We start from the raw sequence: 25,812 nt of genomic DNA, 5'->3' as shown, positions 1-25,812 counted from the left end.
ATGAGGCTACCTTCCCAGTATGACCATTATCATCCAAATGTCTATATTTTCTCTTCTTCTTGTTTGACAACTCATTTCAGCCAATCCTTCAACAACCCCTGATAATGCTCCAAAAATCTGGCATATGCGTTTTCCAGCTCAGGCAATGCTGTAGCAAGCGTGCTCGTATCATCGGATTTCAATCGCCATTCGGCATCACGGGCTATTTCAGCCACTTGCGAAACGCCCACGGTCCCGGCACTTCCCTTCAAAGTATGCAGATTGCTCTTTACTGTTTTAATATCACCTGCTGCATAGGCCTGTACTGCTTCGGGTATAAGTTCGTTGGATTCTGTCACAAAATCATCAAATACGGAGAGTACAAGATCTGGCCCACCGATATCATTCAGTTGATCAATAATCTCACGATCCAGGATCGGCAGGGCAATGGCCACAGCCGTTTCAGCATTTTTGGGTGCGTTTTTACGCCCTTCCACATTACTCATCAGTTCCTTTACCTTCCATATCAGCGTTTGCGCACGAATGGGCTTTGCGATGTAATCATCCATACCCTGGCTAATGAAACGATCCCGATCTTCTTTCATGGAATAGGCCGTCATGGCAACGATGGAAGGTAACCCTTCCGGAATACGCTTCTTAAGCTGCTGTGTGGTTTCAACGCCATCCATATCGGGCATTTGTATGTCCATAAATATGATGTCGTAATGCCGGCCTGTAAGGCTTAGTCGCGACTCCACTTTTTCGATTGCCTGAAATCCGCTTTCAGCAAGATCCACGATGCATCCCGATTTTTTCAATATTTCATTGGCCACCTTTCTGTTAACTGCATTGTCATCAACCAGTAATATTTCAGGGTGTATGTCAGAAAACACATTTTCTATCGGTAATTCTTCCATTTTCATTTCGGAAGTCACTTCGGCCATGGAAGTCTGTGTGGTTTCAAAGGTAAACCAGAAAGTACTTCCCTCACCGAGTGTTGACTCTACCCCCACCTCACCATGCATCAGCGCACATAGCTGCTTGGAAATGGCCAGGCCCAACCCTGTTCCACCGAAAGATTTCCTCGAGGAATTATCCAGTTGCGTAAATGAGGTGAACAATATCTGCTTGTCGGTGGCGCTTATGCCGATTCCCGAATCCTGTACCTCCACTTTAATCTTGCAGGTTTGGTCTCTTTTGTAAACCAGCGATAAAAAAATCTTCACGGATCCTTTCTCCGTAAATTTCAGTGCGTTGGATGTAAGGTTGGATAGGATTTGTAACAAACGGGTTTGATCAGCGATGATAAATTCTGGAATATCACTGGCAATGTGGTAGGTAAGTGTATTCTCCTTGCTTTTGGCCGTTTGCCCAAATAACGCAATAAGTTTCAGCAAAAGCTCCTCCACAGCCAGGGGCGATTCGTGCAGCTCCATTTTGCCGGCTTCGATTTTCGATAAGTCCAGGATATCGTTGAGAATATTCAGCAACGTCTCCGAAGAGCGCTTGATGGTTACTACATAATCCTTCTGTTCGGGATTAAGCGGAGTTTCTACCAGCAAATCGATCATACCGATGACGCCATTCATCGGCGTGCGGATTTCATGGCTCATATTGGCCAGAAATCCTTCTTTTACCTTTAATGAACGTTCCGCATGCTCCTTCGCTTTCAGTAGTTCCAGTTCATTGCGTTTCAATTCGGTGATGTCACGTGCCAGCACCGCCACTTCCGTAGGCTTGCCTTTATCATTTACAAAAAGAAGCATATTCACCATGAACTGCCTCTCGGTGCCATCCTTACGGTACAATGTTATTTCGAAGTTTCTCAGACTTCTGCTTCGACGAAGCCTGATGAGTGCCGAATGTATCTTGGTTTTATCCGGGAAGAAATTGATGACTTCATGCCCTATGACCTCTTCCGGCAGATATCCAAGCCTTTTGAGCACAGACTGACTGATCATGGTGATCACACCCCGGCGGTCGATTCTGCAATAGATATCCTGAAGATTCTCAAAAATGCCTCTGAACAACTCCTCACTATGCCGCAATGAAAGCTCTGCTTCTTTTCTTCGGGTGATGTCACGCGCAATGCCGGACACCTCCTCGATGACACCATCGGCATAGTGGATTGGATTAAGATAAAATTCCAGCCACATTTCTCCACCATTCTTCCTATCAATCTTAAACTCAAAGTATTGTGGCTCGCCGCGCAATGCCTGTCTGTACTTGGTTTCCAGCACGCGCCGGTTGTTGGCACCCACCATCCGCCAGCCAAATTTTTCCGCACTGACCTGCAGGGTAGGCTTAACACCGACCTGGTTCTGGATCAGGTCTGAATAGTTTTTGTTGAATGAAGTGAGCTGTAACGTCTTATTGACCGACCAGATCAGGTGAGAGCTGCTGTCGAAAATGGCATTCAACCGAGCCACATATTTGCTGAGTTCCTCCTCACTCTGCTTTCGCGCAATGGCGATGGCGACCTGACCGGAGATAAACTCAAGGAGTTCCAGATCCCGGGCGTCGAACATTTTGGCATCATCATAGGACTTCACACCAATGATACCTGTTACACGGTCACCGATACGTAACGGCACACAAAGCAATTGCTGCGGTGTAACGCCATACAAATGCAGACTATTGGTCCTGGCCAGATTTTCAATATCTTCTCCCGATAAAAAAAGTGGCTTATTGGAAGCAATGGCATACTCTGTTACCCCATTCCCAAGTCTTCGTCGGGTAAATCTTACATTACCTTTGAAATACTGGTCCACATAATAAGGAAAGTACAGGTAACTTTTATTCGGGTCGTAAAGTGCAATGAAGAAATTCTGGACATCGATGACCTTGCCCAGCTGCTCATGAATGTCGTGATAAAAATCATCGAGATTCTGTGATACGACCGTTGAATTGGCTATGCTATAATAAAGATTCTGCGCTTTCTCTGCCCTTACCTTCTCGGTAAAATCATTTAATATGCATCGAAAGGCAGTGGGTTTGCCATTATCAAATCTGCAGTTGACACTTCCTGAAACAAATATTTTTTTGCCCTCTTTGCTCTGAAAAACGGCTTCGAAGTTGGGATTGGAATTTCCCTGTTCTATTAAATTCAGTTGCGCCACTGCTTCCTCCTTATGTTGGGGATGCAGAATATCGGACAGCCGCATGGATGCAATCTCGTCCAGTCCGAAACCCAAAATCTCTCGCCAGGCTTTATTCACGAAAATGAATTTGCCGTCGATAGCGACCAGCTGTATAAGGTCACTTGTGTTATCCACCAAATCCTGGAGCTGGGAATTCGATTTCGAAATAGACGATTCCATACGACGTCTTCGGGTGACATCATCGCCCACAAGCGTAACACACACGATTTCGTCATCGTCTCTATGCATCAGGACAGAGTTGATCAGAAATGTCCTGACGGTTCCCTTTTGTGCCAGAAAAGGAATTTCCCTTTGCTCCAATCTCCTTTTCCCCTGCATTCCTTCCTCAAGCATCTGCCTCATTTCGTCCTCTTCCTCACGGGGAATGAGCTTATCAAAGATGCTCTGTCCAACGAGCTCCGCTTCCGACCAGCCTGTTTTTATCAGTGCATGTGCGCTGACAGCATGTATTTCAAAATCTGGTGAAATGGTGATCCCAATCAGATTCAAATGTTTTAATGTGGTGTGAATAGATTCCCATTCTGCTTTTGAAGTTAAGATTTCCATGATGGTGAGGCTATTGCCTCTCGGTTTAGTCGGTTATGAATTTCTAAATTGTTGAAAAAATGAAAGCGTGAAGTATTACCTGACCCGTTCCATCCATCCGTGTTTTTGGTCAGGCAATGATTGTCTGAGTAAAAATCCCGGATCAACCCAGTTGATTCTTCGATAAATCTACGAATTAAGGCTTAATTTTGATCCGTGAAAATAAACTATAAATATCAGAAAGATTCGAAGGTTCGTGCTAAAAAGCATTTGGGACAACATTTCCTGAAAGACATGAGCATCGCCCGCCAGATCACCGAGGGCCTTACCGGACATGGAGGTTACACGGACGTTTTGGAAATTGGCCCGGGCATGGGTGTTTTGACAAAATTCCTCCTTGAAAATGCGGGGTTCACAACCCATGTGATCGAGATTGATACGGAATCGGTGGCGTACCTTCAGAAGAATTATGAAGCCCTTACACCCAGGATTATTGAAGGTGATTTCCTCAAATTTGATACTAAAACAGTATTTGAAGGTAAATTTGCTGTCATAGGCAATTTCCCATACAACATATCGTCTCAGATTTTTTTCAGAGCATTACAGATCCGGGACGATATTCCTGAAATCGTATGTATGCTCCAGAAGGAGGTTGCCCAACGAATAGCATCTCCTCCCGGCAATAAGGATTACGGAATCCTGAGTGTGCTCCTTCAGGCATTTTACGACATTGATTATCTGGTTTCTGTGCCACCCGGTGCTTTTGATCCGCCTCCAAAGGTGCAATCTGGTGTTATACGTTTGCGTCGCAACAGCACTCCAGCTCTTGATTGCGATGAGAAACTTTTTTTCCGGGTGGTGAAAACCGCCTTTAATCAGCGACGCAAAACATTACGAAACGCATTAAAACCAATAGGCGAGCTACCCGATCATCCCCTGTTGACCAAACGTGCCGAACAGCTAAGTGTACCCCAGTTTGTAGAATTGACGTTATTGGCACAGGATATTGTTAATAACCAGCCACCAACCATGATCCATCCACATGATAATCCGAAAGAAATGGATTAAGGGGGATAATTGGGGAACGGGCTTTAGGTTTGAGGTACGCCATCTGTGACCTTTTTTGTCAGATAAAAAAGGGTAAAATCGTAACCCGGCAGAAAAGCTAAAGACTGAGCGTATGGTTTGTGAAGCACAGAATCCTGATAAATAAGTTCCCACGCAAGGTGCTAAAAGCGGTACGCCGCGGCCAATTGGTAAAAGCTGTAAAAAAATGACTTTCGAATTAACCAAAGAATACGTAGAGCATATTCAGGAACTTATTCTTGCCGAGAATTCCAGCGAGATACGTGCGGAAATGGAAGGGCTTTTTCCTGCTGATATCACCGGGCTTTTGTCTGAATTAGAAACTTCTGATGCCCGGTATCTGATGATCCAGCTTGATACAGATCAGGGTGCCGAAATACTGGCTGATCTTGATCCCGGTGAACGACGCGAATTTTTAAAGGCTTTTACTTCGGAAGAAATTTCCCGTTACGTCAACCTTTTTGACTCTGACGATGCCGTGGATTTGCTTAACGAGCAGCCGATCAGGGTAAGGGAGGAAGTGATCGCATTGCTTGAAGATCGGGAACAAGCACGGTTCATTCTGGACCTGCTCCATTACGATGAAGATGTGGCGGGTGGTCTGATGCAGAAGGAGCTGGTCAAAGCAAATGTGAACTGGACCGTTAACCAGTGTATTGAGGAGCTCCGTAAGCAGGCAGAAGATGTAGGGAAAGTATATTCTGTGTATGTGATCGATGACAATGGAATATTACTCGGACTTCTGTCCCTGAAAAAAATCGTTCTGGCACATAAGAATACGAAGATTGAAAGCCTGTACGACACGGATGTAATTTTTGTAGAAACCTATCGTCCCGCCGAAGAAGTAGCCGAGCTCATGCAACGTTACGATCTGGATGCGCTGCCGGTGGTAAATGTTCAGGGCAAACTTTTAGGCCGAATCACCATTGACGACGTAATAGACGTCATTACCGAGCAGGCAAGCTCCGACACGCTGGCCATGGCAGGTATCACCGGCGACGTAGAAGAGGATGACACCATCTGGCAACAAACCAAGGCCCGGCTTCCCTGGCTTCTTGTGGGTATGATGGGAGGCATACTGGCTGCCAAGTTTATCAGCTTTTTCGAAGGAGATCTTAAAATTATACCCGCCATGGCGGCATTTATTCCAATCATAGGCTCCACGGGCGGAAATGTGGGAATACAAACCTCCTCCATCATATTACAAAGTCTTGCTGATAAAACGGGACTTGATACCACGGTCGGACAAAGACTACTCCGGATGTTTGCCGTGGCACTTATCAATGGAACGATTATCAGCTGTATCGTTTTTGGGTTCAACTTATTGATTGGCAATGAACTGCAACTCGCACTGGTCGTTTCAGCAGCTTTACTTTCCGTCGTTTTTCTGGCATCTTTTATGGGAACCGTAACGCCAATCCTGTTGGAAAAAATCGGTATAAATCCTGCCGTAGCATCTGGCCCATTCATTACAACAGCCAACGATCTCATTGGTTACGGCGTTTATTTCGGGCTTGCCCACCTTTTACTAAACTTGTAAAGAAAGGTATTTCACTGAGATTTTTAATAAAAATGGAGGTAAAACTGCGTATTTTCTCAATTCCCAGACCTCGGCTGGTTAGCCCGGAGCGGCGACTATGTATGTAATATTCCGGGCAGTTTCTTTTAAATACCTCGTGCCTGATTTGAAAACTTTCCAATTCTTGACATAGAAAGACCGGTAAGGGAAAGTAAATATTCGTTGCCTGTTCGTTTTCCCCTTATCTTATTATTTTTCAAATATCATGCTAACTAACATATCATCCGTTTTCAAGTGTTGGATCTGCACGTTGCTGTGTTTATTTCTCTATACAAATGTCCTTGCTCAGGCTGACAAGACTTTCTCGAATCCGTTACTCCCCTCGGGTGCTGACCCGTATAGTATTTATAAAGACGGCTACTACTATTACACCAATACCACGCAGAATAGTTTGGTGATCTGGAAAACGAAGAACCTGGCAGAACTCGCCACGGCTGAAAAGAAAATTGTCTGGACGCCTCCCACCGGTACATCATATAGTAAAGAAATTTGGGCTCCGGAGATCCATTTTATTGATGGAAAATGGTACATGTACTTTGCAGCAGATGATGGAAAAAACGACAACCACCGCATGTACGTGATAGAAAACAGCTCACCGGATCCGCTGACCGGTGACTGGGTATTCAAAGGTCAGGTGAAAACTCCTGGCGACAAATGGGCCATTGACGGAGATATGTTCGAACATAACGGAAAACATTACATGATCTGGTCGGGGTGGGAAGGTGATACAAATGGACAGCAAAATATTTACATTGCCAAAATGACCAATCCATGGACCATCCAGGGAGAACGGACCAAAATTTCCGGCTCTGATTATGACTGGGAAAAACATGGTGACCTCCACGACAAAAACAATCCGCCACATGTCAATGTGAATGAAGGGCCACAGTTCCTTAGAAACAAGGATAAGATATTCATCATCTATTCTGCAAGTGGATGCTGGACAGATTTTTACGCATTGGGAATGTTGCAAACTTCCGCATCGGCCGATATCATGGACGCCTCGTCGTGGAAAAAACATCCAGAGCCCATTTTTAAACAATCCACTGAAAACCAGGTTTTTGCTCCCGGTCATAATTCCTTTTTCAAATCGCCCGACGGAACCGAAGATTGGATCCTTTACCACGCCAATGCTGAACCAGGTCAGGGTTGTGGACGATTCCGTTCACCACGAGCCCAAAAATTCACATGGAATCAGGATGGTACACCCAATTTCGGAACACCGGTGAAAGCAGGTGTAAAACTGCCTATACCCGCTGAATAAACCCTGATCCAAGATCAACACTCACTCAGGCTGATTGGAATATTCACCGCCAAACCCGCTTCTGAAGTCTCTTTGTAGCGATGGTTCATATCCAGAGCTGTCTGCCACATGGTTGAAACAACATTATCCAACGACACTTTGGCGTTTTCAGGATCGCTTTGCAATGCCAGCTGAGATGCGGTAATGGCCTTTATCGCACCCATGGTATTTCGTTCGATGCAAGGTATCTGTACAAGTCCACCAACAGGGTCACAGGTCATTCCTAAATGATGTTCCATAGCTATTTCTGCGGCCATCAGACATTGCTCTACCGAACCGCCGCTTACCGCAGTAAGACCAGCCGCAGCCATGGCGGACGACACGCCTATCTCGGCCTGACAACCGCCCATAGCGGCTGAAATCGTGGCACCCTTCTTGAAAATACTTCCTATTTCGCCGGCTGTGAGCAAGAACCGAAATACGTCTTCTTCCGAACCATTACAAAATGCCACATGATATTGAATTACCGCAGGTATTACTCCGGCAGCACCATTGGTAGGGGCAGTAACCACCCTGGAATATGAGGCATTTTGTTCGTTAACCGCCAATGCGAAACAGCTCACCCAGTCCAATGTATATTGAAATCCGGATCCTCTTTTCCTCATTGCATCCAGCCATACATCATAGTCCTCACACGACTCACCATCCAGGAGCCTGTCACTCAACGCAGCTGCCCTCCTCTTCACCTTCAGTCCACCAGGCAAAATGCCATGCGTGTGGGCTCCGAGAAAAATACATTCCCTCATGACATGCCATATATTCAGAAGATCATTTCTTACAGCCGTTTCGTCACGCCATGTTTTCTCATTTTCCAATACGATTTCCCAAATGGCCATTCCGGATTTTTGGTGCCATCTGAGCAGGTCAACCGAATAATCAATGGGATAAGGAAGCTCTGGCATATTCACATTTGCCTTTTCATCACTTCCCTCCTGTACCACAAATCCGCCACCAACCGAAAAATAGGTTTCACTCACCTCCCCGGCATTCTTACAATGCGCGACAAACCTTATCCCATTGGGGTGGAATGGAAGTGTTTCCTTCATCAGGAATACAATATCCTCCTTTTCGGTAAATGATATTTTTACAAGGCCATTTAAAGCAATCATCTGGCTGGATACGATCTGTTCCAGGATTGTATCCATTTCTCCTGTATCAATCGACACCGGATCGTGACCGCTCAAGCCCAGAATGACCGCGATGTTCGTCCCATGTCCTTTACCCGTTTTTGCCAGAGAGCCGAATAAAAATATTTTCAGCTGAGCCACCTCTTCCAGCCCGACGGTAGCCTCTAAGCGATTAAGAAATTGTTGGGCAGCTCGCCAAGGCCCCAGTGTGTGGGAGCTGGATGGTCCTATACCAATTTTAAAAATATCAAAAACCGAAATGCTTTCGTCTTTCACCGCCCTAATGTTAAATATTGAATCAGCTTGGAAGCCTCTGCCTAAAATGATTAACCTTTTATTGGAATCCACGGTATTAACCTATCCAATGTCCATCCGTTCTGATGGATCCCCATTATGAACCCGCACTATACTTTTCAGATTTGTCAAAGATAGGCCTCTACTTCAAAATCCGGTCATCTGAGATCCAAAAGATTATACCAGTTTCATAGAAACGGGTTACTTAACAGGAACATGAAACTACGAATTATTTAATTGTAACCTGTTGTATCCAATTTTCAGGACAATCTCCAATTGCATTGAAGCCCAATGAGGTACGGCTCAAAATGGCATAAGAATTCAAAAATCGAACCTTAGCGTGAAAAATGTAGAACAGAAAATCAAAAGGAATCACACTTATACGAAGCTTTCCACATTCATTGAGAGTGCGAAATAACAACTTCTACATATTGGTATAGTACTACTTATTTTTTTCGCCCAAAGATAGAAATTTAACTAAAATAGCTTGTTAGTTACTGTTTTTGTAATCTCATTTGACAAGGTAAATCTGCCAAAAATATAGGCCCATTTACCCTAAACAGCTAATTCGATACTACATAAAACTAGTGCTACAAAATAGAAAACAGTTTATACGTAGACAGAATACGACCTAACAACACAGCAAACCAAAAAGCTAATGTTGAAAATATACAAAAAAAGTGTCAAACAAAACAATAGAGGCAAAATTCATAAACAGATTAAAAACAATTACAGATACATATTATTCAACGTCAATCAGATCAGTAAAGCAAACTCATGAAAAAAATATTCAGAAACGAACACTCAAAAGGCTGATCCCGTGACATAGCGTGCTATGCCCAGTGAAGGATCGCATTAAACGATCTGCCTTCTATGCCAAAAATTAAGTTAAATATTTTCACAAATGTCCAATCAAATACCCTAATTATATGAATTCCCTATACTTTACCGGGATAAGATTAAAGTCTTTATCCTTAAGTCTGATCACGCTGCTTTGCCTCAGTACGCTGGCATGGTCGCAAGCACCAACAGGACTTACCTATCCTACTCCGGTGGTTTACAATGCCAATGTAAACAATGTGTTTCTATCCCCTAATGTGGCAGGAAACGTAAGCTCCTATTCGATGCCTGCTTCTCCGGCGTTGCCTGCCGGCCTGAGCTTTGACCCCAACACCGGAATTATTTCTGGTATGCCGACTGCAGCAGTACCAACGACCAATTACACCATAAATGCCCACAATGCCTCCGGATCAACGAGCACGGTGTTGAGCATGACCGTAGCTAACAATTACCTGAATAACGCTAATCAGCAACTTCATTTTGGAGGAACAGGCGTTACCATTGAACATTATCCAACAGGGTCTAACGGACAGAGTGTCGGCGATATCACAGTATATAAAAAAATCACTACACTCGGTGGACAGAATATAGACTGTATCGTCACCACCAAGGCGATAAGCAACGTCACTTCCTGGCAGGCATTTGACCAGGCGGACGCGTCCGGTAGCAACTTTTCTTCAAACTCTCCGGACTTCTTTGCTCCTCAGATTAGTTTCAGTTCGGCAGGAAATGTCACATTCGATTTCCAGTTCATTTTAGGAAACAGTTATAACAGTGTTACCAAATCGGGTATTAACATCGTTCTTCAGGACGTTAAGCTCAATACCTACGATATAGACGGAAATGGAGGAAATAACTCATTCCAGTACAACGAATTTGGTGGATTCCAAACCAGTGAATTACTTCCCACCGCAACCGGGAACACAACACCTGGGACACAAGGCACAACAAGGGTGGAAGCTGAATATATACCCGCCACCGGCCTCACCCGATTTACCGCTTTAAATAAGGAGAACTCGTCTGTCGTTACCGCCCCGGAAACAAGGGTGCGCGTTTCTTATGCCAATATGAGCAAATTCACCATCGTGGTAGGAGCCAAGGCAAGTGGTCTTGCATTCTTCTTTCTTGACTTCTCTGCCGGCTCCGTTGCATTTACAAATGCTGTTGTAGTTACCTCCCCATCAGTAGATCTTAACAAAGCTACCACGGGAATAGGCCTGGGCGTTGACAACGAGGACTCGGGCTGTGGAGATGCTACTTCGGGTTTGTCCCTGGCATTCACCATCCCCTCAGAGACCAACGTACAGGCAGTCCCTGCCACGCTCCGCCAGTTTGACGTGAGTTTTGACATTGGTGATATCCTGAATGGAACAAATGAAAAACTGACAGTAGGCTCTACCGACTACACCTTAAATGTTGCGGCAGGGGATCTTCCTAATATTACAGTAGGAGGTGCCACATTCAAAGTAAAAAAGAGTGTTTCAGGAAGCACGCACAAGTTCGAGTTCACGAATAACTCAGGCAGTACCTTTACCGTTGCACAGGCTGAGGCTTTACTGGATGCATTAAAGTACAAAAACAATGCAACCACAAGAATCGCAGGATCCCGTAAATTCACGGTCAACGTGTTCAATACGGATTTCAAAAGCCCGGATGCCGTATTTACAGCATCAATCAACTGCGTGGCTATCAGTGGACATATCTGGCGCGACGCTAACGGATTGAATGGCACATCGGACTTTAATACCATCAGCGCTAACTCACCGATCACCGGCCAGCTTCCTGCAAACGGGGCCTATGCAATTTTGGTAAACACATCTACCAATCAGGTTATTGCCAGCAACGGAATAGATGCTGGAGGTGCTTATTCTTTTGGAAACGTATCCCCGGGAACATACACGATCTATGTATCCAACGAAGCCAAATCAGGAACACTTACCCAGGCTACTCCCCCAGCCGGAGGTTATGTTTTTATAGGTGAAAATCTGGGAGCCGGTGCAGGAAATGATCTTTCCATTGACGGCAAGCTGATTATTACTGTGGGATCGGAGCCAGTCACAAATGCAAACTTCGGACTGGATATAGCTCCGGTGGCAAATAACGTGACGGCAGACCCACAAGCCAATCCGGGAGGAACTCAACAGGTAACAGTCCCCACTTTGAACGGATCCGATCCGGAAGACGGAGCACTAAACGGCGGAACAGGTAATACCGTAAAAATTATCAGCCTGCCAGCTCCATCAGAAGGCATTCTTTATTACGATGGGATTGAGGTAAGCCTGGCCAGTCCAATCATTGAAAATTATGATCCATCGAAACTAAAAGTGGATCCTGTGAATGGAAATGTGACGGTTACATTTACTTATCAGGAAGTGGATGCAGCCGGCCTTACCAGCCCAACCGCAACAGTAACGATGCCTTTCACCGATTTCAGCATATCCGGGAAAGTGTATCATGACGTGGATGGTAAAACGAACATGCTTATAGACGGAACGCTGATCAGCAGTGCAGCAGGTAGCCCGCTACATGCCAACCTGGTGATAGGAGGAATTGTTGTGGGTACATACCCCATCACAGATGGTGCTTACACCTTTACGACAGGCAACGGACTTCAAACAAATACCTCATCGGTTATTGTGATCAGCACAGTTCAGGGTATTGTTGGAACAAGCACGGGTGCAACCTCCGTATTACCAAATGGATGGGCCCATACAGCAGAAGGTGCCGGAGCGGGTGATTCGGATGCAGATGGAAAGCTTACAGTAAATGTAGCTACAAGCACCATTTCTACTGGTCTAGACTTCGGTATTGAAATATTGCCAATTCCGGGAAATGGTGCCAATTCGGATCTCAATCCAGGTGGAACGATCAGTGTTACGGTACCTGCCAACACCTTCACAAATGGCAATGCGAGTACAGACGAAGATGGATCGGTAACCAGCATCAGAATTACAGCATTCCCCGATGGTGCTACAAGCATTACCATTGGCAGTACAACCTACACGACTAATGGCACTGGCGGAACTACCCCGTGGCCTGCGGAAGGAGTCACAATTACAACCGACGGTTCGGGTAACCCCACATCCATCATCAGAGTTGACCCTACGCTGGAAGGAAATACAACGGTGGATATTCCTTTTGTTGCCATTGACAATGCTGGAAAAGAAAGTAGCAGTACAGGTCATGCGATTATGACCTTCACAGAATGTCTCATTAGCTTGGGAGGCACCGTCTACATTGACAATACTGCCAATAACGGAATCAATGGAACGCCTGTCAATGGCACTTCAATCGGTGGCTCTGCCTTATATGTTACCGTAATGAGTGGTGCAAATATAGTACAGGTGGCACCGGTTCAAAGCAATGGTAAGTACCTCGCCACCAATCTACCTTCTGGCACCTATAAGCTGGTACTTGGTATTACTTCAAGCGGTTCAACAGGCAAGGAATTACCTGATAACTATTTTACGGCAACAGAAGGGGGTTCTATAAGTGATGGATCCGGATCGATCCCAGCCGGAACTGCTTTGGGTGATGGTACACCGGATGGCACCACCACCATTACCGCAGATTGCAACAACATCGTCTATGAAAATCTGCGTATCATGGCCAACCCGGCATACCTTTCCAATGATTTTGGGATAAGCAGTGTCAACCCTCTACCCGTTGTACTTGTCAACTTTGATGCCAGAGCGTCGGAAACAAGTGTAAATCTTACCTGGACAACAAGTCAGGAAAAGGATTTCAGCCATTTTGAGGTACAAAGAGCGGAAGATGGAAAATCGTTCAAAACAATTGCCAACATTACAGGCAGCAATTCGGGCATTTATCATTTTACAGATGCAAATCCTATAAAGGGCAGCAATTATTACAGGCTACGCATGGTGGACCTGGACGGAACCTTCGCCCTAAGCAGAATTCGCAATGTGAATCTGGAAAACGCAGTGGAAACGAAAATTTTCCCTAATCCAACATCAGAAATACTGAGTATAGAAATGAATGACTGGTCAGCTGTAAATGGTGTAAAACTGTACAACGCTTCTGGCGTGGTGGTTTACCAGGAAACAGGAAACAACCTTCGTAATGTGATCAACGTAAAATCCTTTACGAACGGGACTTACATTCTTCAACTCACCAAAAACGATGGATCTCTTGTAAACAGAAAGATTTCAGTATTTAAATAAAATTTGAATCACCTGCGGTTCGGGAAGGTTACCAGCTCCGCAGGTGGTTTTAATTTACAAAACCTATTTTTATCAATCCCTCAATATCACACTAACCTACATCGGGTACAAATCCGGTAATACTTTCTGTCAGTTTGTAAGACCCGAACAATCATGTTTCGGGTTTTTACATTTATATTAAACAAAAAATCTTTCGCAGAAGTAAAACCAGGTTTATCAAAATGATTGCAGTGATTCAAAGAGTGAGCGAGGCGTCCGTAAAGATCGATCAACAGTTATATGGAGAAATTGAAACTGGGCTCCTGGTACTATTGGGGATAACACATGGCGACACGCTGGAAGACGTGGAATGGTTGGGACGAAAAATCGTAGGGTTAAGGATATTTGGAGATCAGGACGGAAAGATGAATCTGGATCTGAAGGCCCAAAAGGGAAACATACTTTTAATCAGCCAGTTCACCTTACACGCAAGTACGAAAAAAGGGAATCGTCCATCGTTTATAGAAGCCGCAAGACCGGATGTTGCTATTCCTCTTTACGAGCAAATGATCCGTTTTCTTAGTAATGAACTCGGGCAAAAGATACAGACAGGAAAATTTGGGGCAGACATGAAAGTGGCGCTTATTAACGACGGCCCGGTCACTATCATCATTGACTCTAAAAACAGAATGTAGAACCAAAACCCTTAAAATATATATGACCATCGCAGAAGCACAAAATCAGGTTGATCACTGGATCAAAACAATCGGAGTACGATACTTCTCAGAGCTGACCAACATGACCATTCTGACGGAAGAGGTTGGTGAACTGGCACGTATCATGGCTAGAACTTACGGCGACCAATCTTTTAAAAAATCAGATTTGGGAAAAGACCTCGGGGACGAAATGGCCGACGTGCTTTGGGTTTTAATATGCCTTGCTAACCAAACTGGTGTGAATCTGACAGAGGCTTTTGAAAAGAATATGGCGAAGAAAACGGAGCGGGATAAGGACCGGCACCAGGACAACCCGAAACTAAAATAGAGCATTAGGGCTATAATGAAACAGGCTCCAGAATGCGGAGCCTGTTTTCATGTTCTAAATTTCAGTCGATTACATATCTAGCAACAATCTCATAGGATCTTCAAGCAGTTGTTTTACACGAACAAGGAAGCTCACAGAATCCTTTCCGTCAATGATGCGGTGGTCATAAGAAAGTGCCACATACATGATTGGGCGTATCACGATTTGTCCATCTACAACAACAGCTCTTTCAACGATATTGTGCATACCCAATATCGCAGACTGCGGTGCGTTGATAATTGGCGTAGACAACATGGACCCGAACGTGCCTCCATTGGTTATCGTGAAAGTACCTCCCGACATCTCATCCAGACCTAGTTTACCATCACGTGCACGAATCGCCAGACGAACAATCTCCTTCTCAATCGCTGCGAAAGAAAGGGTTTCGGCATTTCGGATCACCGGAACAACCAAACCGCGTGGTGTAGAAACAGCAACGGATACATCGGCAAAGTCGTTGTATACGATTTCGTCACCGTCAATCATTGCATTCACTCCAGGGAAATCTTTCAGTGCAACAGTTACCGCTTTCACGAAGAACGACATAAAGCCCAGACCGACTTCGTGCTTTTCCTTAAATTTATCTTTGAATTTTGAGCGAACGTCCATCACCGGTTTCATGTCCACTTCGTTGAAAGTGGTCAGCATGGCCGTTTCGTTTTTGACAGCAACAAGTCTTCTTGCAATCGTTTTACGAAGCGACGACATTTTTTCGCGGCGCTGTTCACGAGCACCGGCAACAGCCGCTGGTTTAGCGGGAGCAGGCGCAGGAGAAGCAGATTTCGGCGCCTCTGCTGGTTTAGCACCTGCTTTGAGCGCATCATCCTTCATCACTCTTCCTCCCGATCCTGAACCACTTACGTCTTTAACGTCTATGCCTTTTTCAGCCAGAATTTTCGCAGCAACCGGAGAAACATGTTTTTCAACAGAGGCCTTTTCAGTTTCAGCAGCAGGTGATGGCGTAGATACCGCTGGCGCAGTGGCAACACTTCCGGCTCCGGTTTCAATAGTACAGATCAACGCACCAATTGAAAGCGTTTCACCTTCCTTTCCCACAATTTTCAAAGTACCAGCAGCCTCAGCCGGTAGCTCGAAAGTAGCCTTATCAGATTCCAGCTCGCAAAGAATTTCATCTACTTCCACGTGGTCACCATCTTTTTTACTCCATGAAGCTATGGTTACCTCTGTGATTGATTCTCCAACCGCCGGCACTTTCATTTCATATGACTTGCCATTTGCAGCTGGTGCAGCAGCGACTGGCTCTGCTGCGGGCGCTTTTTCCCCATTTTTTTCGGGAGCGGCTTCCGCAGGTGCCGCCGGCGTTTCAGTGGCTGGCGTCGCAGCAGCCGGCGTCTCAACCGGTGCCGGAGCCCCATTAGAAGAGTCAATCGTTGCAATCAGATCACCGATGTTCAACGTGTCACCTTCCTGCGCTTTGATATGTAAAACACCCTCTGCCTCAGCAGTCAATTCAAAAGTAGCCTTATCTGAATCCAATCCACAGATCACCTCATCCATCTTCACATAATCGCCATCGTTTTTGAACCAGTTTCCTATTGTAACCTCAGTTATGGACTCGCCAACGGGCGGTACCTTTATATTAATTTCAGCCATTTTATCAGCAATATGTTGAAGGAATAATGTATCTAAGTATTAAAAGTTTTACTCGAATGCCCTGCGGATGATCTCAGCCTGCTCCTTAGCATGAATTTTTGAGAATCCAGTTGAAGGAGATGCGCTTGATTCCCTTGCAACTACTTCAAGGCGTTTTGTCCCTTTATACATTCGCAACATGAAGGTCCATCCTCCCATATTGAACGGTTCTTCCTGAACCCAGAATATTTTTGCATTACCATATTGAGCAAGATGCTTGTCGATCTGATTTTGCGGGAAGGGGTGCATTTGCTCAAGACGTATAATGGCTACATCAGTACGTTTGTCTGCCTGTTGCTTTTCGTAGAGTTCGTAGTACAGCTTACCTGTGCAAAGCAATACCTTCTTTACCTTCTTAGGATCTGCATAGTTATCACCAATGGTTTCCTGGAAACAGCCCTCTGTAAGGTCGGCAATCGGAGAAATACAAAGCGGATGCCTTAACATAGACTTTGGCGACATCACGATCAACGGTTTTCTGAACTGAGACTTCAGCTGACGGCGCATCATGTGGAAAAAGTTGGCAGGTGTCGTCACATTGGCAACAATGAGGTTGTAGTTGGCAGACAGCTGCAGATATCTTTCCGGACGTGCATTGGAGTGCTCGGGCCCCTGACCTTCGTAACCGTGTGGTAGCAACATCACAAGTCCGTTCCAGCGGTCCCATTTGGTCTCACTGGAAGATACAAATTGATCGATAATCACCTGGGCTCCGTTTGCGAAATCTCCAAACTGCGCTTCCCAGATGACAAGCGCTTTCGGATTGGCCATGGAATAGCCAAATTCAAACCCTAAAACGGCGTATTCCGACAACAAGGAATTATAAATCATGAACGGCCCCTGACCATCCTGAATATGATCCAGATTGCTATACTTTTCATTGGTATTTACATCATGCAATACAGCATGCCTGTGCGAGAAGGTACCACGCTGCACATCCTGCCCGCTTAGTCTCACAATGTTTCCCTCCACAAGTAGTGAGCCGTAAGCAAGTAATTCAGCAGTTGCCCAGTTGACCTCCTTTTTCTCAAAGATCATCTGCTCGCGATCCTTTAACAGCTTATCAATTTGTTTCAGTCGGTTAAAGCCCTCGGGTGTTTTTATTAAGGCTTGTCCGATCTTCTGAAGTGTTTCCAGCGGAACGCCGGTTTCCACAGACTTCTCGAAATCAGCCGCAGTTGCCTTATGGAGCGTATGCCATTCCTGTTCCAGTTTGGGCATGATGTAAGGCAAAGCCTTTTGCTTTACCATGTCCAGCCTTTCCTGCAGTAACTGCTTGAACTCCTTGTCCATGTTTGCAGCAAGCTGCGCATCTACATCACCGCGTTCTACCAAAACCTTTTGATAAATCTCCCGTGGGTTCTGGTGATTTTCTATGGATTTGTAAAGTACCGGCTGTGTAAATTTCGGCTCGTCGGCTTCATTATGGCCATGACGGCGATAACAAACCATGTCAATAAATATATCCTTGTTGAATTTCTGGCGATATTCAACAGCCAGACGCATGCAAAAGACAACCGATTCAGGATCATCGCCGTTTACGTGCAACACAGGTGCATCTACTATTTTAGCAATGTCGGTACAGTAAATACTGGAACGTGCATCTTCAAAATCGGTGGTAAACCCAACCTGATTATTAATAACAAAGTGAATGGTTCCTCCTGTATAATAACCGTTCAGGCCCGACATCTGGGTAACTTCGTACACGATGCCCTGTCCGGCTACCGCCGCATCTCCGTGAATCAGAATCGGCAGAACACGGTCATAGTCACTCTCGTACATCCCGTCTGCCCTTGCCCGGATATAGCCTTCCACCACCGGATTCACCGCCTCAAGGTGAGAAGGATTAGGAGCCAGTTTAAGATGTACTTTATTTCCATTCGGAGTGGTAATCTGGCTGGCAAAACCCATGTGATATTTTACGTCACCATCTCCCCAAACCTGATCAGGAAGATTCCCTTCGAACTCATTGAAAATTTGTCCGTAGGTTTTTTGCATCACATTGGCAAGCACGTTCAACCGCCCTCTGTGAGCCATCCCGATCATCACCTCCACCACACCCATTTCTGCAGCCTTGTTAATCAGCGCATCCAAAGCAGGAATAGTAGTTTCGCCACCTTCCAGCGAAAAACGCTTTTGGCCTAAAAACTTGGTGTGTAGAAAGTTTTCAAAAACAACCGCCTCATTCAGCTTGGAAAGAATATGCTTTTTCTCATCTGTGGAAAAATGCATATTCAATGCTTCCTTTTCAATCTTTTTCCTCAACCAGCTTTTTTGCTCCCGATCCCGGATATACAAGTATTCAAATCCGATATTTCTGGTATAAATGGTGTTGAGTGATTCTACAATTTCTCTCAAAGTTGCAGGTCTTCCAAATACTTCCACTCCTGCCTCGAAAACAGAATCGAGATCTTCGGGCCCCAGATTGAAGTCGCTGATATCCAGTTGCGGCTGGCGATCCTTTCTCTTTTGAACCGGATTGGTAGTGGCTAATAAGTGCCCGCGCGAACGAAAACCCCGAATCAAATGCACCACTTCCATTTCTTTTCGAATACTGGAAGGATCCACTTTGACAGACTGAGAACCAACAGCTTTGCCATTTGCAGCGCCGTTCGTATGCCAGTTTCCATTGACCGGATACTTCTGTGAGAAGTCGTATCCTTCAAAAAATTTCTGCCAACCTTCATCTACCGAGGTCGAATCCTGCTTATAGGAATTATATAAATCCTCTATGTAAGCGCCGTCTGAATTTGCTATATATGTGTATTTATCCATCACAAATGTGAATATTTCTTTAACCAAACAAAGTTACGAGACTTATGTAAACAATACGAATAAAATCTCCTTTTTACCTATCTCCTGCCATTCTTTAACCTGATCAGAACTTTTGAAAACCGTCGGGATTCGGAGTGAATTTAAGCATCAGCTCATGAATTCCCTGCGGACCGTTATAGGGCGTAATGATCTCCACCTGCCGGGTTCCGTAGAAATATCCAAGTTTCACATTTTTCCCCACCTGCACCTCTGCGGATAGCTGCATATAATTGACTTTGGAAGTACTAAATTTACTCCCGCCCCCCATTCGATAAGAAGCTCCGATACCTATCTTTTCACTAAACCAGACGCGCGCGCCGAGATCTACCCTTAGATCATAATCTTTTTGTTGCACCACCAGCACATGGGGCAAAAGCATTATCTCTTCACCCAGGTCATAACTTCCACCTGCTGTAAAATAAAGTGGACGCTGATAATAGTATCCTATTCTCTGGTCCCCAAATGTGGGTGAAAGCACTTCGGGCTTTGAAACACCAACGTAAAGGTTATCGGAGCGAAGCCAGGCCCCAACGCCAAAACTTCCCAAAGCCGTGTTATTGCTGCTGACAAGGGACTGATCAAAGACGGGCACCACGTTCACCCCGCCCTGTATACCCAATCCCAACTTCCAGGTATCTGATAACCCAAGATGATAGGCGAATGAGGCATAGACACCCGTGGTAGAAAACGCACTGGTCTGGTCATTTAAAGCCTGAAATCCGATGCCATATTTTCCATTTCCAAAAGTCCCGTCTGCTGCGAAGGTTTGACTGGACGGGGCTCCCTGAATTCGGAACCACTTTCGGCGAAACATCGCTGTCATGTTGAAGGACTCCCGCACCCCGGCAAAAGCGGGATTTATTGCCATCGGATTCTGCACATACTGCTCGTAAAGTATCCCCTTTTGCGCAAGACAATCTGAGCCAGCTAATGCCAGAAAAAAAATTCCGGCAACCGTCGCAGCAACCTTCCTTGTAGAACAAATATGCATGAATGAGCGATTAAATTTCTTTTGAATCATAAGATGCCATAAAAAAATGGCAGGAGAGTGATCTCCACGCCATTCATTGTTATATTTTCAATTACGAACTGCGGTCAAGGCTTTTATCAGAAATCGTATCCGAGTGTTACATAAGGTATGGGTTTATTGGTGTACCCATTGTCTACCCCCCAAGCGTAATCGAACTTCACATAAAACCCAAACAACGTGGTACGGGCACCAAGACCATAGCCCATCAGGTAAGGATTTTTGAAGTTGGTAACAATGGCACGGAAGGCATCCGATTCGGTACCTATAATCTGTGTATTCAGACTGTTGTTTTCACTAAACGGCCCTTTTCCTGTCCAGGCAGTACCAATATCTCCAAATCCAACAATCTGAAAATTACGGAGAAAGCTGGAAGTGATGGCTCCCCGATACAGATATTTAACCAAAGGTATCCGGAGTTCCGCATTTAAAAGCATATAACTGGTCCCAGAAAGCCGGTTCAGGTTGAAGCCACGAAGATTTGTTGCAAAATCAGTAAAAAAGATATCCCTGTTATCAATGTTGGATCCAAAGGCAAGCGGGTTAACACCGGTGCGCGTCTCTTTACGGTTTCCAACCCAGTTTTCCATGCCGCCCATCACATTCTGTTTGGGTGCACTTCCACCTGAATGACTTGCAGATGCACGAACTGCAAAAATGAGATCACGGTGGATTTTCTGATAATGGCGAACATCCAGGCTCACCCTGTTGAATCCTTCGCCGGAATTGGTTAATCCCAGATAGTTGTCATATCGTATTTTAAATCGGGTGCCTTCCATCATGTTCATACCATTAACCCGTGTATTGTCAAACACGTATTCACTTCTGAACCCTCCGTAGGACGTGGAAAGATCCGGCGTGGACAGGTTATAAACATCTATCAACCGGGTAGAAGTAAACATGGGGGAGAATGAAATGCGGCTTTTAGTCGAAAACGGATAGGCTGCGGTCACCATTACCTGATTGAATCGGTATTTCTGAGGACTGCCTTCCTCAGAAATATAAAGTGCGCGCCTGTCGACCCGTAAACCGAAATCTATCCGGTGCGTATTGTTGCTGTACTCCGCAAACAAATCACTGTTCCTGAAGTTCGACGACACAAACAAACCCGCCTTGATCACATGATTTTCCAGCAGATCGTTCATGGACAGTGACTGAGCATAGCCAAAACCTCTGATAGGATCGATCCTCCAGTCGGAACTGGCATCATTGGTGATAAATAATCCTTTATACGGATATGGCCCCTTAATCGCAATATTCTCCCTCGTGGCCTTCGATCGCGTTAAAGCGGAAGCTGCAGTCGGAAAACTGCCTCGTGCCTTCCGCGATTCAAAAGTTTTTAATACATCTTCATCAAACTGGTAATTGTCAGTATCCACCTCTCCTTCTTTAAGAACGAGCTTTGGGGGACTAGTTTCAGCCTTAGCGGGCAAAGTGTCGCGGGATGCGGCAGTTCCCACAGCATCTTTCGGAACCATTACTTCCTGTGGATCTGGTGCGTTAATCGCGGCGTTGGGATTAAAACCATTGATGTAACCAGCTGTAAAATGTCCCTCGTTCAGATAGGTGTAGGCTACAGCACCGCCCGATTTCAGGGAAATGTCGGCACTTCTCAGATTAAAGAAATAATTGGAAAGCTGAGTGGTGCTGTTGCTCGCACGATTATATTTGAAAATATTGGCTAAGCCCTTGGCATCTGACAGATAAAAAACATCGCTATCATCTGCATAAATGGGTGACATTTTAACCTGTTGAACTGCCGGGGTTAACCGCAACAAATTACTTGATCCGGGGTTTCCATCATGCTCAAACAAGGACACCGACGGTAATATTGATTTGAAGTTTCCTTTATTGCCGGTACCCAACGAATCAGTTGGCCGATTGGAAGCAAATACAACGCGCCGCGAAGAGCCCTGAATAAACCGTGGGGAAACATCGTCATACAAGTCGTTGGTCAGCGCCAGTACAGAGGCACGCGAAACACTTATAAGGAACAAATCATTCTGTCCGCCTTTATCGGCACTTACTGCCAGCATGGTCCCATCCATGGAAATGTCCATGTCCACAATTTGTTCCAGACCTTTGAATGTGCGCTTCACCCTGACCTTCATTTTTTTGGTGCCCACATTTTCATACAGGTAGAAATTCTGGCGTTCATTTTCCACCGCCATAACGGCCAGCGTATTATTACGCGACCATCCTAACAGCGGAGCTTGTGTTTTAGGATGACCACCCACCAGATCTACCTTACCCTGCCGTATAATTTTTTTGGATCCGGTTTCACTTTCGATCAGATATACTTTATACCGCCCATTTTTTATTTCGCTGACCGCCGTCCATTTTTTGTCGGGAGAAATTTTAATTGACGTCGTATTTTCCAGAGCCGTAAGCTCATTCAGCTTAAGCTTCCAAGCAGGCTTAGGGTCTACGTAAAGCTGCTCAGTGCTTTTGGTACGGTTCAAATAAAAGGCTCTCCAATCCCGCAGGAAGCGATTGTACGACTGCACGCCGAGCGTACTGGTGATACTTGTTTGCTCATTACGGATTATTCGGGTAAGATTCAGAATGTCAGACACTTTGTCTTTACCATATTTTTCAGCAATGTAATTCCAGATGGAATGGCCGATCATTCGCGCGTCATTGCCCGTAAGTAATGTGGGCTTTCTAACATTTCTATTTTTGAAAAAATCACGCATGTAATCGTTCAGATCCGGGGACCAACCCTCGGAAATGTAGGCGGCGGAGCCGGTCATAAACCATTCAGGAAGAGTCAGCAGCAGTGAACTTTGTAATGCTTCCTTCATATTGCCGCCATACAGCATGTCGTATACAAACAGTAAGCTTATATCATTTACCAGCTTTTTCCTAAATCCGATTTGATTTCCGGTATAGGCAACTTCCACTCTCGACTGCGCTAAGTCCAACTTCTGATCATCCAGGTTATCAAGGGTTGACAATCCCATATTGCTCTGTTCGAGCTCGGCAGGAGAATTGTATAGGAATATCTTTACCCGGCTGTACGGCGTCCATCCCAACACGTCAGTGATTTTATCAAATTCACTTTCAGCATATTGCGCAGTTAGCCGAGCCAGGTTTGTTCCACCCTGATAGTGGTAAATTTCAAAATTGGTGGTTCTGAAAATTTTCCATTTAAAGCTTTTATGCTGAACCCGGTTCTTGCCAAATGTTTCCTGAGAGGGATATCTTTGCGCAGTTACCTCTGTAAATAGTCCTAAACACACGAAAAAATTAACCCAAAAGGTTAATTTGTATATAAATCTTATGCTCATAATAAGTAGGCTGACTTCATCGGAAATATAACGAAAAATACCTTTTAATATTCACTAACGGATTCAATTCTTTGCCATACTCCAAATACTTTGCGAGTTCATTTGCAAAATAAGGCGCTAATGTTACCCCTTTTGTACCAAGTCCGTTGAGTATGGCCACATGCGAATGATCAGGGTGTGTTCCCAAAATAGGCCTTCTGTCATTTGAGGACGGACGGACGCCCGCAACCTGCCCCATTACCTGATATTCTCCGTTAAACAACTGCTTAAACTTAGCTTCGAGCTCTATTCTGGCATCCTCTGTCGCGTCCCAATCCAGCTGATCCCAGGAATAGGTAGCCCCTACCCGTGCCCGTGATGCAGAAATAGGAAGCATAAAGATACCCTGATTGATAATGTACGGCTGCAATACCTGATCCGTGGCAATCTCCAAAAGCTGACCTTTGACCGGAGCAAAAGGGAGCCAGCCAAACATTGCATTGTTCGTTGCCTGAAATCCTTCGCAAAACACGACCTTTCCAAACTGCATTCCCCGCCAGTGCGCAAGTTCTTCCCCCACATGGAGCTGCTCTAAATCAAAAGCAGCCTCCAAATAGCTGTCGACAGCCTCGAAGTACATCTTACTTTTATCAAGCAGCAATGGCAGATCAACCCAACCAGACCGGATCACTTCCAGTCCGCCATATTCAGCGTTAATATAATTGGAAAAACCCTTGTTGCTTACCGTTCCACCAATGTAAGGGGCGATGCCGGGATCAGCCGTCTGTGCCAGATACGAATTTTGCTCTTCAATGGATCGGAATGGTCTGTAAATGGAGGCACTATGCATGAATTTTACACCCAGCCTTACCTCCATTTTGGCATAAAATTCAGTAGCATAGGGAAACAGATCATCTGCCATCCAGGTCTTCACCAACTTTTTACCTGTTAACGGATTGAAAATTCCGGCAGCAACTTTAGAGGATGAAGGTTGAGAGGAATCGTTGATGATGCAAATCTTTTTACCCAAATCCAATAAGTGCATGGCAAGACATGTACCCGCAAGGCCCTGTCCTACAATTAGATAATCGTACCGAAGATCGGAAGAGAGCATCATAGAAGTCCCGTTTCTCTCTTGCGCAGTGACAAGCCAATTTGCTCATCGGCTAATCTGACCACCAGCTCTACCTGCTCATCCAGCGTCATTAATGAATTATCAATAAAAACTGCGTCGGAAGCCTGTCGCAGGGGACTTTCGGCCCGGGTGGTATCAATGTGATCCCGCATTCTGAGATTATCGGCAATTTCCTGCAAACCAATAAGCTCACCTTTGGCAAGAAGCTCCGTTTGCCTTCTCTGGGCCCGTATGATTGGATCGGCGGTCATGAATATCTTAAGCTCTGCCTGCGGAAAAACAACGGTACCAATGTCCCGGCCATCCATGACGATACCTTTTGATCTACCCATACGTTGCTGCTGTGCCACCAATTCATGGCGTACACTGGCAATCGCACTTACTTCGCTCACCTTTTCCGAAACGTACATCTTCCTGATCTCATCCTCCACGTTCAGCCCATTGAGGTATGTATCGTTTCTGCCCAGTTCTCCTTGCCGGCGAAAAGTAATTTGCACCTGACTAAGCGCCTGATCCACCTCTCGGGGGTTCGTTAGGGTAATGTGATTCTGAACAAAAAAAAGTGTAACGGCCCGATACATGGCACCCGTATCGATATAGGGATAATTGAGTTGCCTGGCAACCAGTTTGGCCGTGGTACTTTTCCCACAGCTCGAATAGCCGTCAATGGCAACAATAATTTTGGGCATTTTTAATTTTAATAAAAATCAAAGCATGTTAGCAGCTTCAATCCAATAAGTACTTTTTATGCAAAAATAAAAGAAAGAACTTATC

14 protein-coding genes are annotated in these 25,812 nt (G+C 45.2%); 6 read left to right on the top strand and 8 right to left on the bottom strand.

The genetic code is table 11. The annotated features are described in order from the left end of the window. Window positions 1-71 precede the first annotated feature (71 nt). Complete coding sequence (locus DYADSP32_RS28790) at window positions 72-3,686, bottom strand: PAS domain S-box protein (RefSeq protein ID WP_149239529.1); 3,615 nt, start codon at window positions 3,684-3,686, stop codon at window positions 72-74. Between the two features lie 201 nt (window positions 3,687-3,887). Between DYADSP32_RS28790 and rsmA the strand changes: the two genes are divergently transcribed. From rsmA to DYADSP32_RS28775, 3 genes are all read left to right on the top strand, one after another. After that, the gene (gene rsmA / locus DYADSP32_RS28785) at window positions 3,888-4,733 is read left to right on the top strand and encodes a 16S rRNA (adenine(1518)-N(6)/adenine(1519)-N(6))-dimethyltransferase RsmA (RefSeq protein WP_149244625.1); all 846 of its coding nucleotides are present in this window, start codon (window positions 3,888-3,890) and stop codon (window positions 4,731-4,733) included. A 205-nt stretch (window positions 4,734-4,938) separates the two neighbouring features. Next, window positions 4,939-6,291, top strand: a complete 1,353-nt coding sequence (mgtE, locus tag DYADSP32_RS28780; RefSeq protein ID WP_149239530.1) for a magnesium transporter — start codon at window positions 4,939-4,941, stop codon at window positions 6,289-6,291. Between the two features lie 244 nt (window positions 6,292-6,535). Continuing rightward, window positions 6,536-7,594 (top strand): family 43 glycosylhydrolase, encoded by a 1,059-nt coding sequence (locus DYADSP32_RS28775; RefSeq protein ID WP_414618141.1) that lies wholly within the window; start codon window positions 6,536-6,538, stop codon window positions 7,592-7,594. Between the two features lie 14 nt (window positions 7,595-7,608). On the opposite strand, the gene DYADSP32_RS28770 is transcribed toward DYADSP32_RS28775, so the two are convergent. Next, window positions 7,609-9,036, bottom strand: coding sequence for an L-serine ammonia-lyase (locus DYADSP32_RS28770; protein WP_149239531.1), 1,428 nt, complete (start codon window positions 9,034-9,036; stop codon window positions 7,609-7,611). A gap of 947 nt (window positions 9,037-9,983) precedes the next feature. Between DYADSP32_RS28770 and DYADSP32_RS28765 the strand changes: the two genes are divergently transcribed. The 3 genes from DYADSP32_RS28765 to DYADSP32_RS28755 all read left to right on the top strand — a co-directional run bounded on the left by DYADSP32_RS28765 (window position 9,984) and on the right by DYADSP32_RS28755 (window position 15,101). Next, window positions 9,984-14,078, top strand: a complete 4,095-nt coding sequence (locus DYADSP32_RS28765; RefSeq protein ID WP_149239532.1) for a putative Ig domain-containing protein — start codon at window positions 9,984-9,986, stop codon at window positions 14,076-14,078. A gap of 221 nt (window positions 14,079-14,299) precedes the next feature. Continuing rightward, a complete protein-coding gene (gene dtd / locus DYADSP32_RS28760) occupies window positions 14,300-14,752 on the top strand; it encodes a D-aminoacyl-tRNA deacylase (protein ID WP_149239533.1) in 453 nt (150 codons plus the stop codon). 22 nt (window positions 14,753-14,774) lie between these two features. After that, complete coding sequence (locus DYADSP32_RS28755) at window positions 14,775-15,101, top strand: nucleotide pyrophosphohydrolase (RefSeq protein WP_149239534.1); 327 nt, start codon at window positions 14,775-14,777, stop codon at window positions 15,099-15,101. Between the two features lie 69 nt (window positions 15,102-15,170). On the opposite strand, the gene odhB is transcribed toward DYADSP32_RS28755, so the two are convergent. From odhB to cmk, 6 genes are all read right to left on the bottom strand, one after another. Continuing rightward, complete coding sequence (gene odhB, locus DYADSP32_RS28750; protein WP_149239535.1) at window positions 15,171-16,754, bottom strand: 2-oxoglutarate dehydrogenase complex dihydrolipoyllysine-residue succinyltransferase; 1,584 nt, start codon at window positions 16,752-16,754, stop codon at window positions 15,171-15,173. A gap of 48 nt (window positions 16,755-16,802) precedes the next feature. Continuing rightward, a complete protein-coding gene (locus DYADSP32_RS28745; RefSeq protein WP_149239536.1) occupies window positions 16,803-19,568 on the bottom strand; it encodes a 2-oxoglutarate dehydrogenase E1 component in 2,766 nt (921 codons plus the stop codon). Between the two features lie 103 nt (window positions 19,569-19,671). Continuing rightward, entirely contained in the window at window positions 19,672-20,598 is a 927-nt protein-coding gene (locus DYADSP32_RS28740) for a PorP/SprF family type IX secretion system membrane protein (protein WP_149239537.1), read from the bottom strand. A gap of 116 nt (window positions 20,599-20,714) precedes the next feature. Beyond that, window positions 20,715-23,924 carry a hypothetical protein gene (locus tag DYADSP32_RS28735; protein ID WP_149239538.1) on the bottom strand — a complete coding sequence of 1,070 codons (3,210 nt, stop codon included), beginning with the start codon at window positions 23,922-23,924 and terminating at the stop codon, window positions 20,715-20,717. Between the two features lie 16 nt (window positions 23,925-23,940). Continuing rightward, window positions 23,941-25,020 carry an NAD(P)/FAD-dependent oxidoreductase gene (locus DYADSP32_RS28730; RefSeq protein WP_414618140.1) on the bottom strand — a complete coding sequence of 360 codons (1,080 nt, stop codon included), beginning with the start codon at window positions 25,018-25,020 and terminating at the stop codon, window positions 23,941-23,943. Next, window positions 25,017-25,727: a (d)CMP kinase gene (gene cmk, locus DYADSP32_RS28725; RefSeq protein ID WP_149239539.1), complete on the bottom strand. Its 711-nt coding sequence runs from the start codon at window positions 25,725-25,727 to the stop codon at window positions 25,017-25,019. The genes DYADSP32_RS28730 and cmk overlap by 4 nt, the downstream gene beginning before the upstream one ends. Window positions 25,728-25,812 lie beyond the last annotated feature (85 nt).

Source organism: Dyadobacter sp. 32 (genome assembly GCF_902506755.1).
Lineage (GTDB): Bacteria > Bacteroidota > Bacteroidia > Cytophagales > Spirosomataceae > Dyadobacter.
The sequence above is the reverse complement of the archived record's forward strand: the minus strand, read 5'-3'. Positions and strand labels throughout refer to the sequence as shown.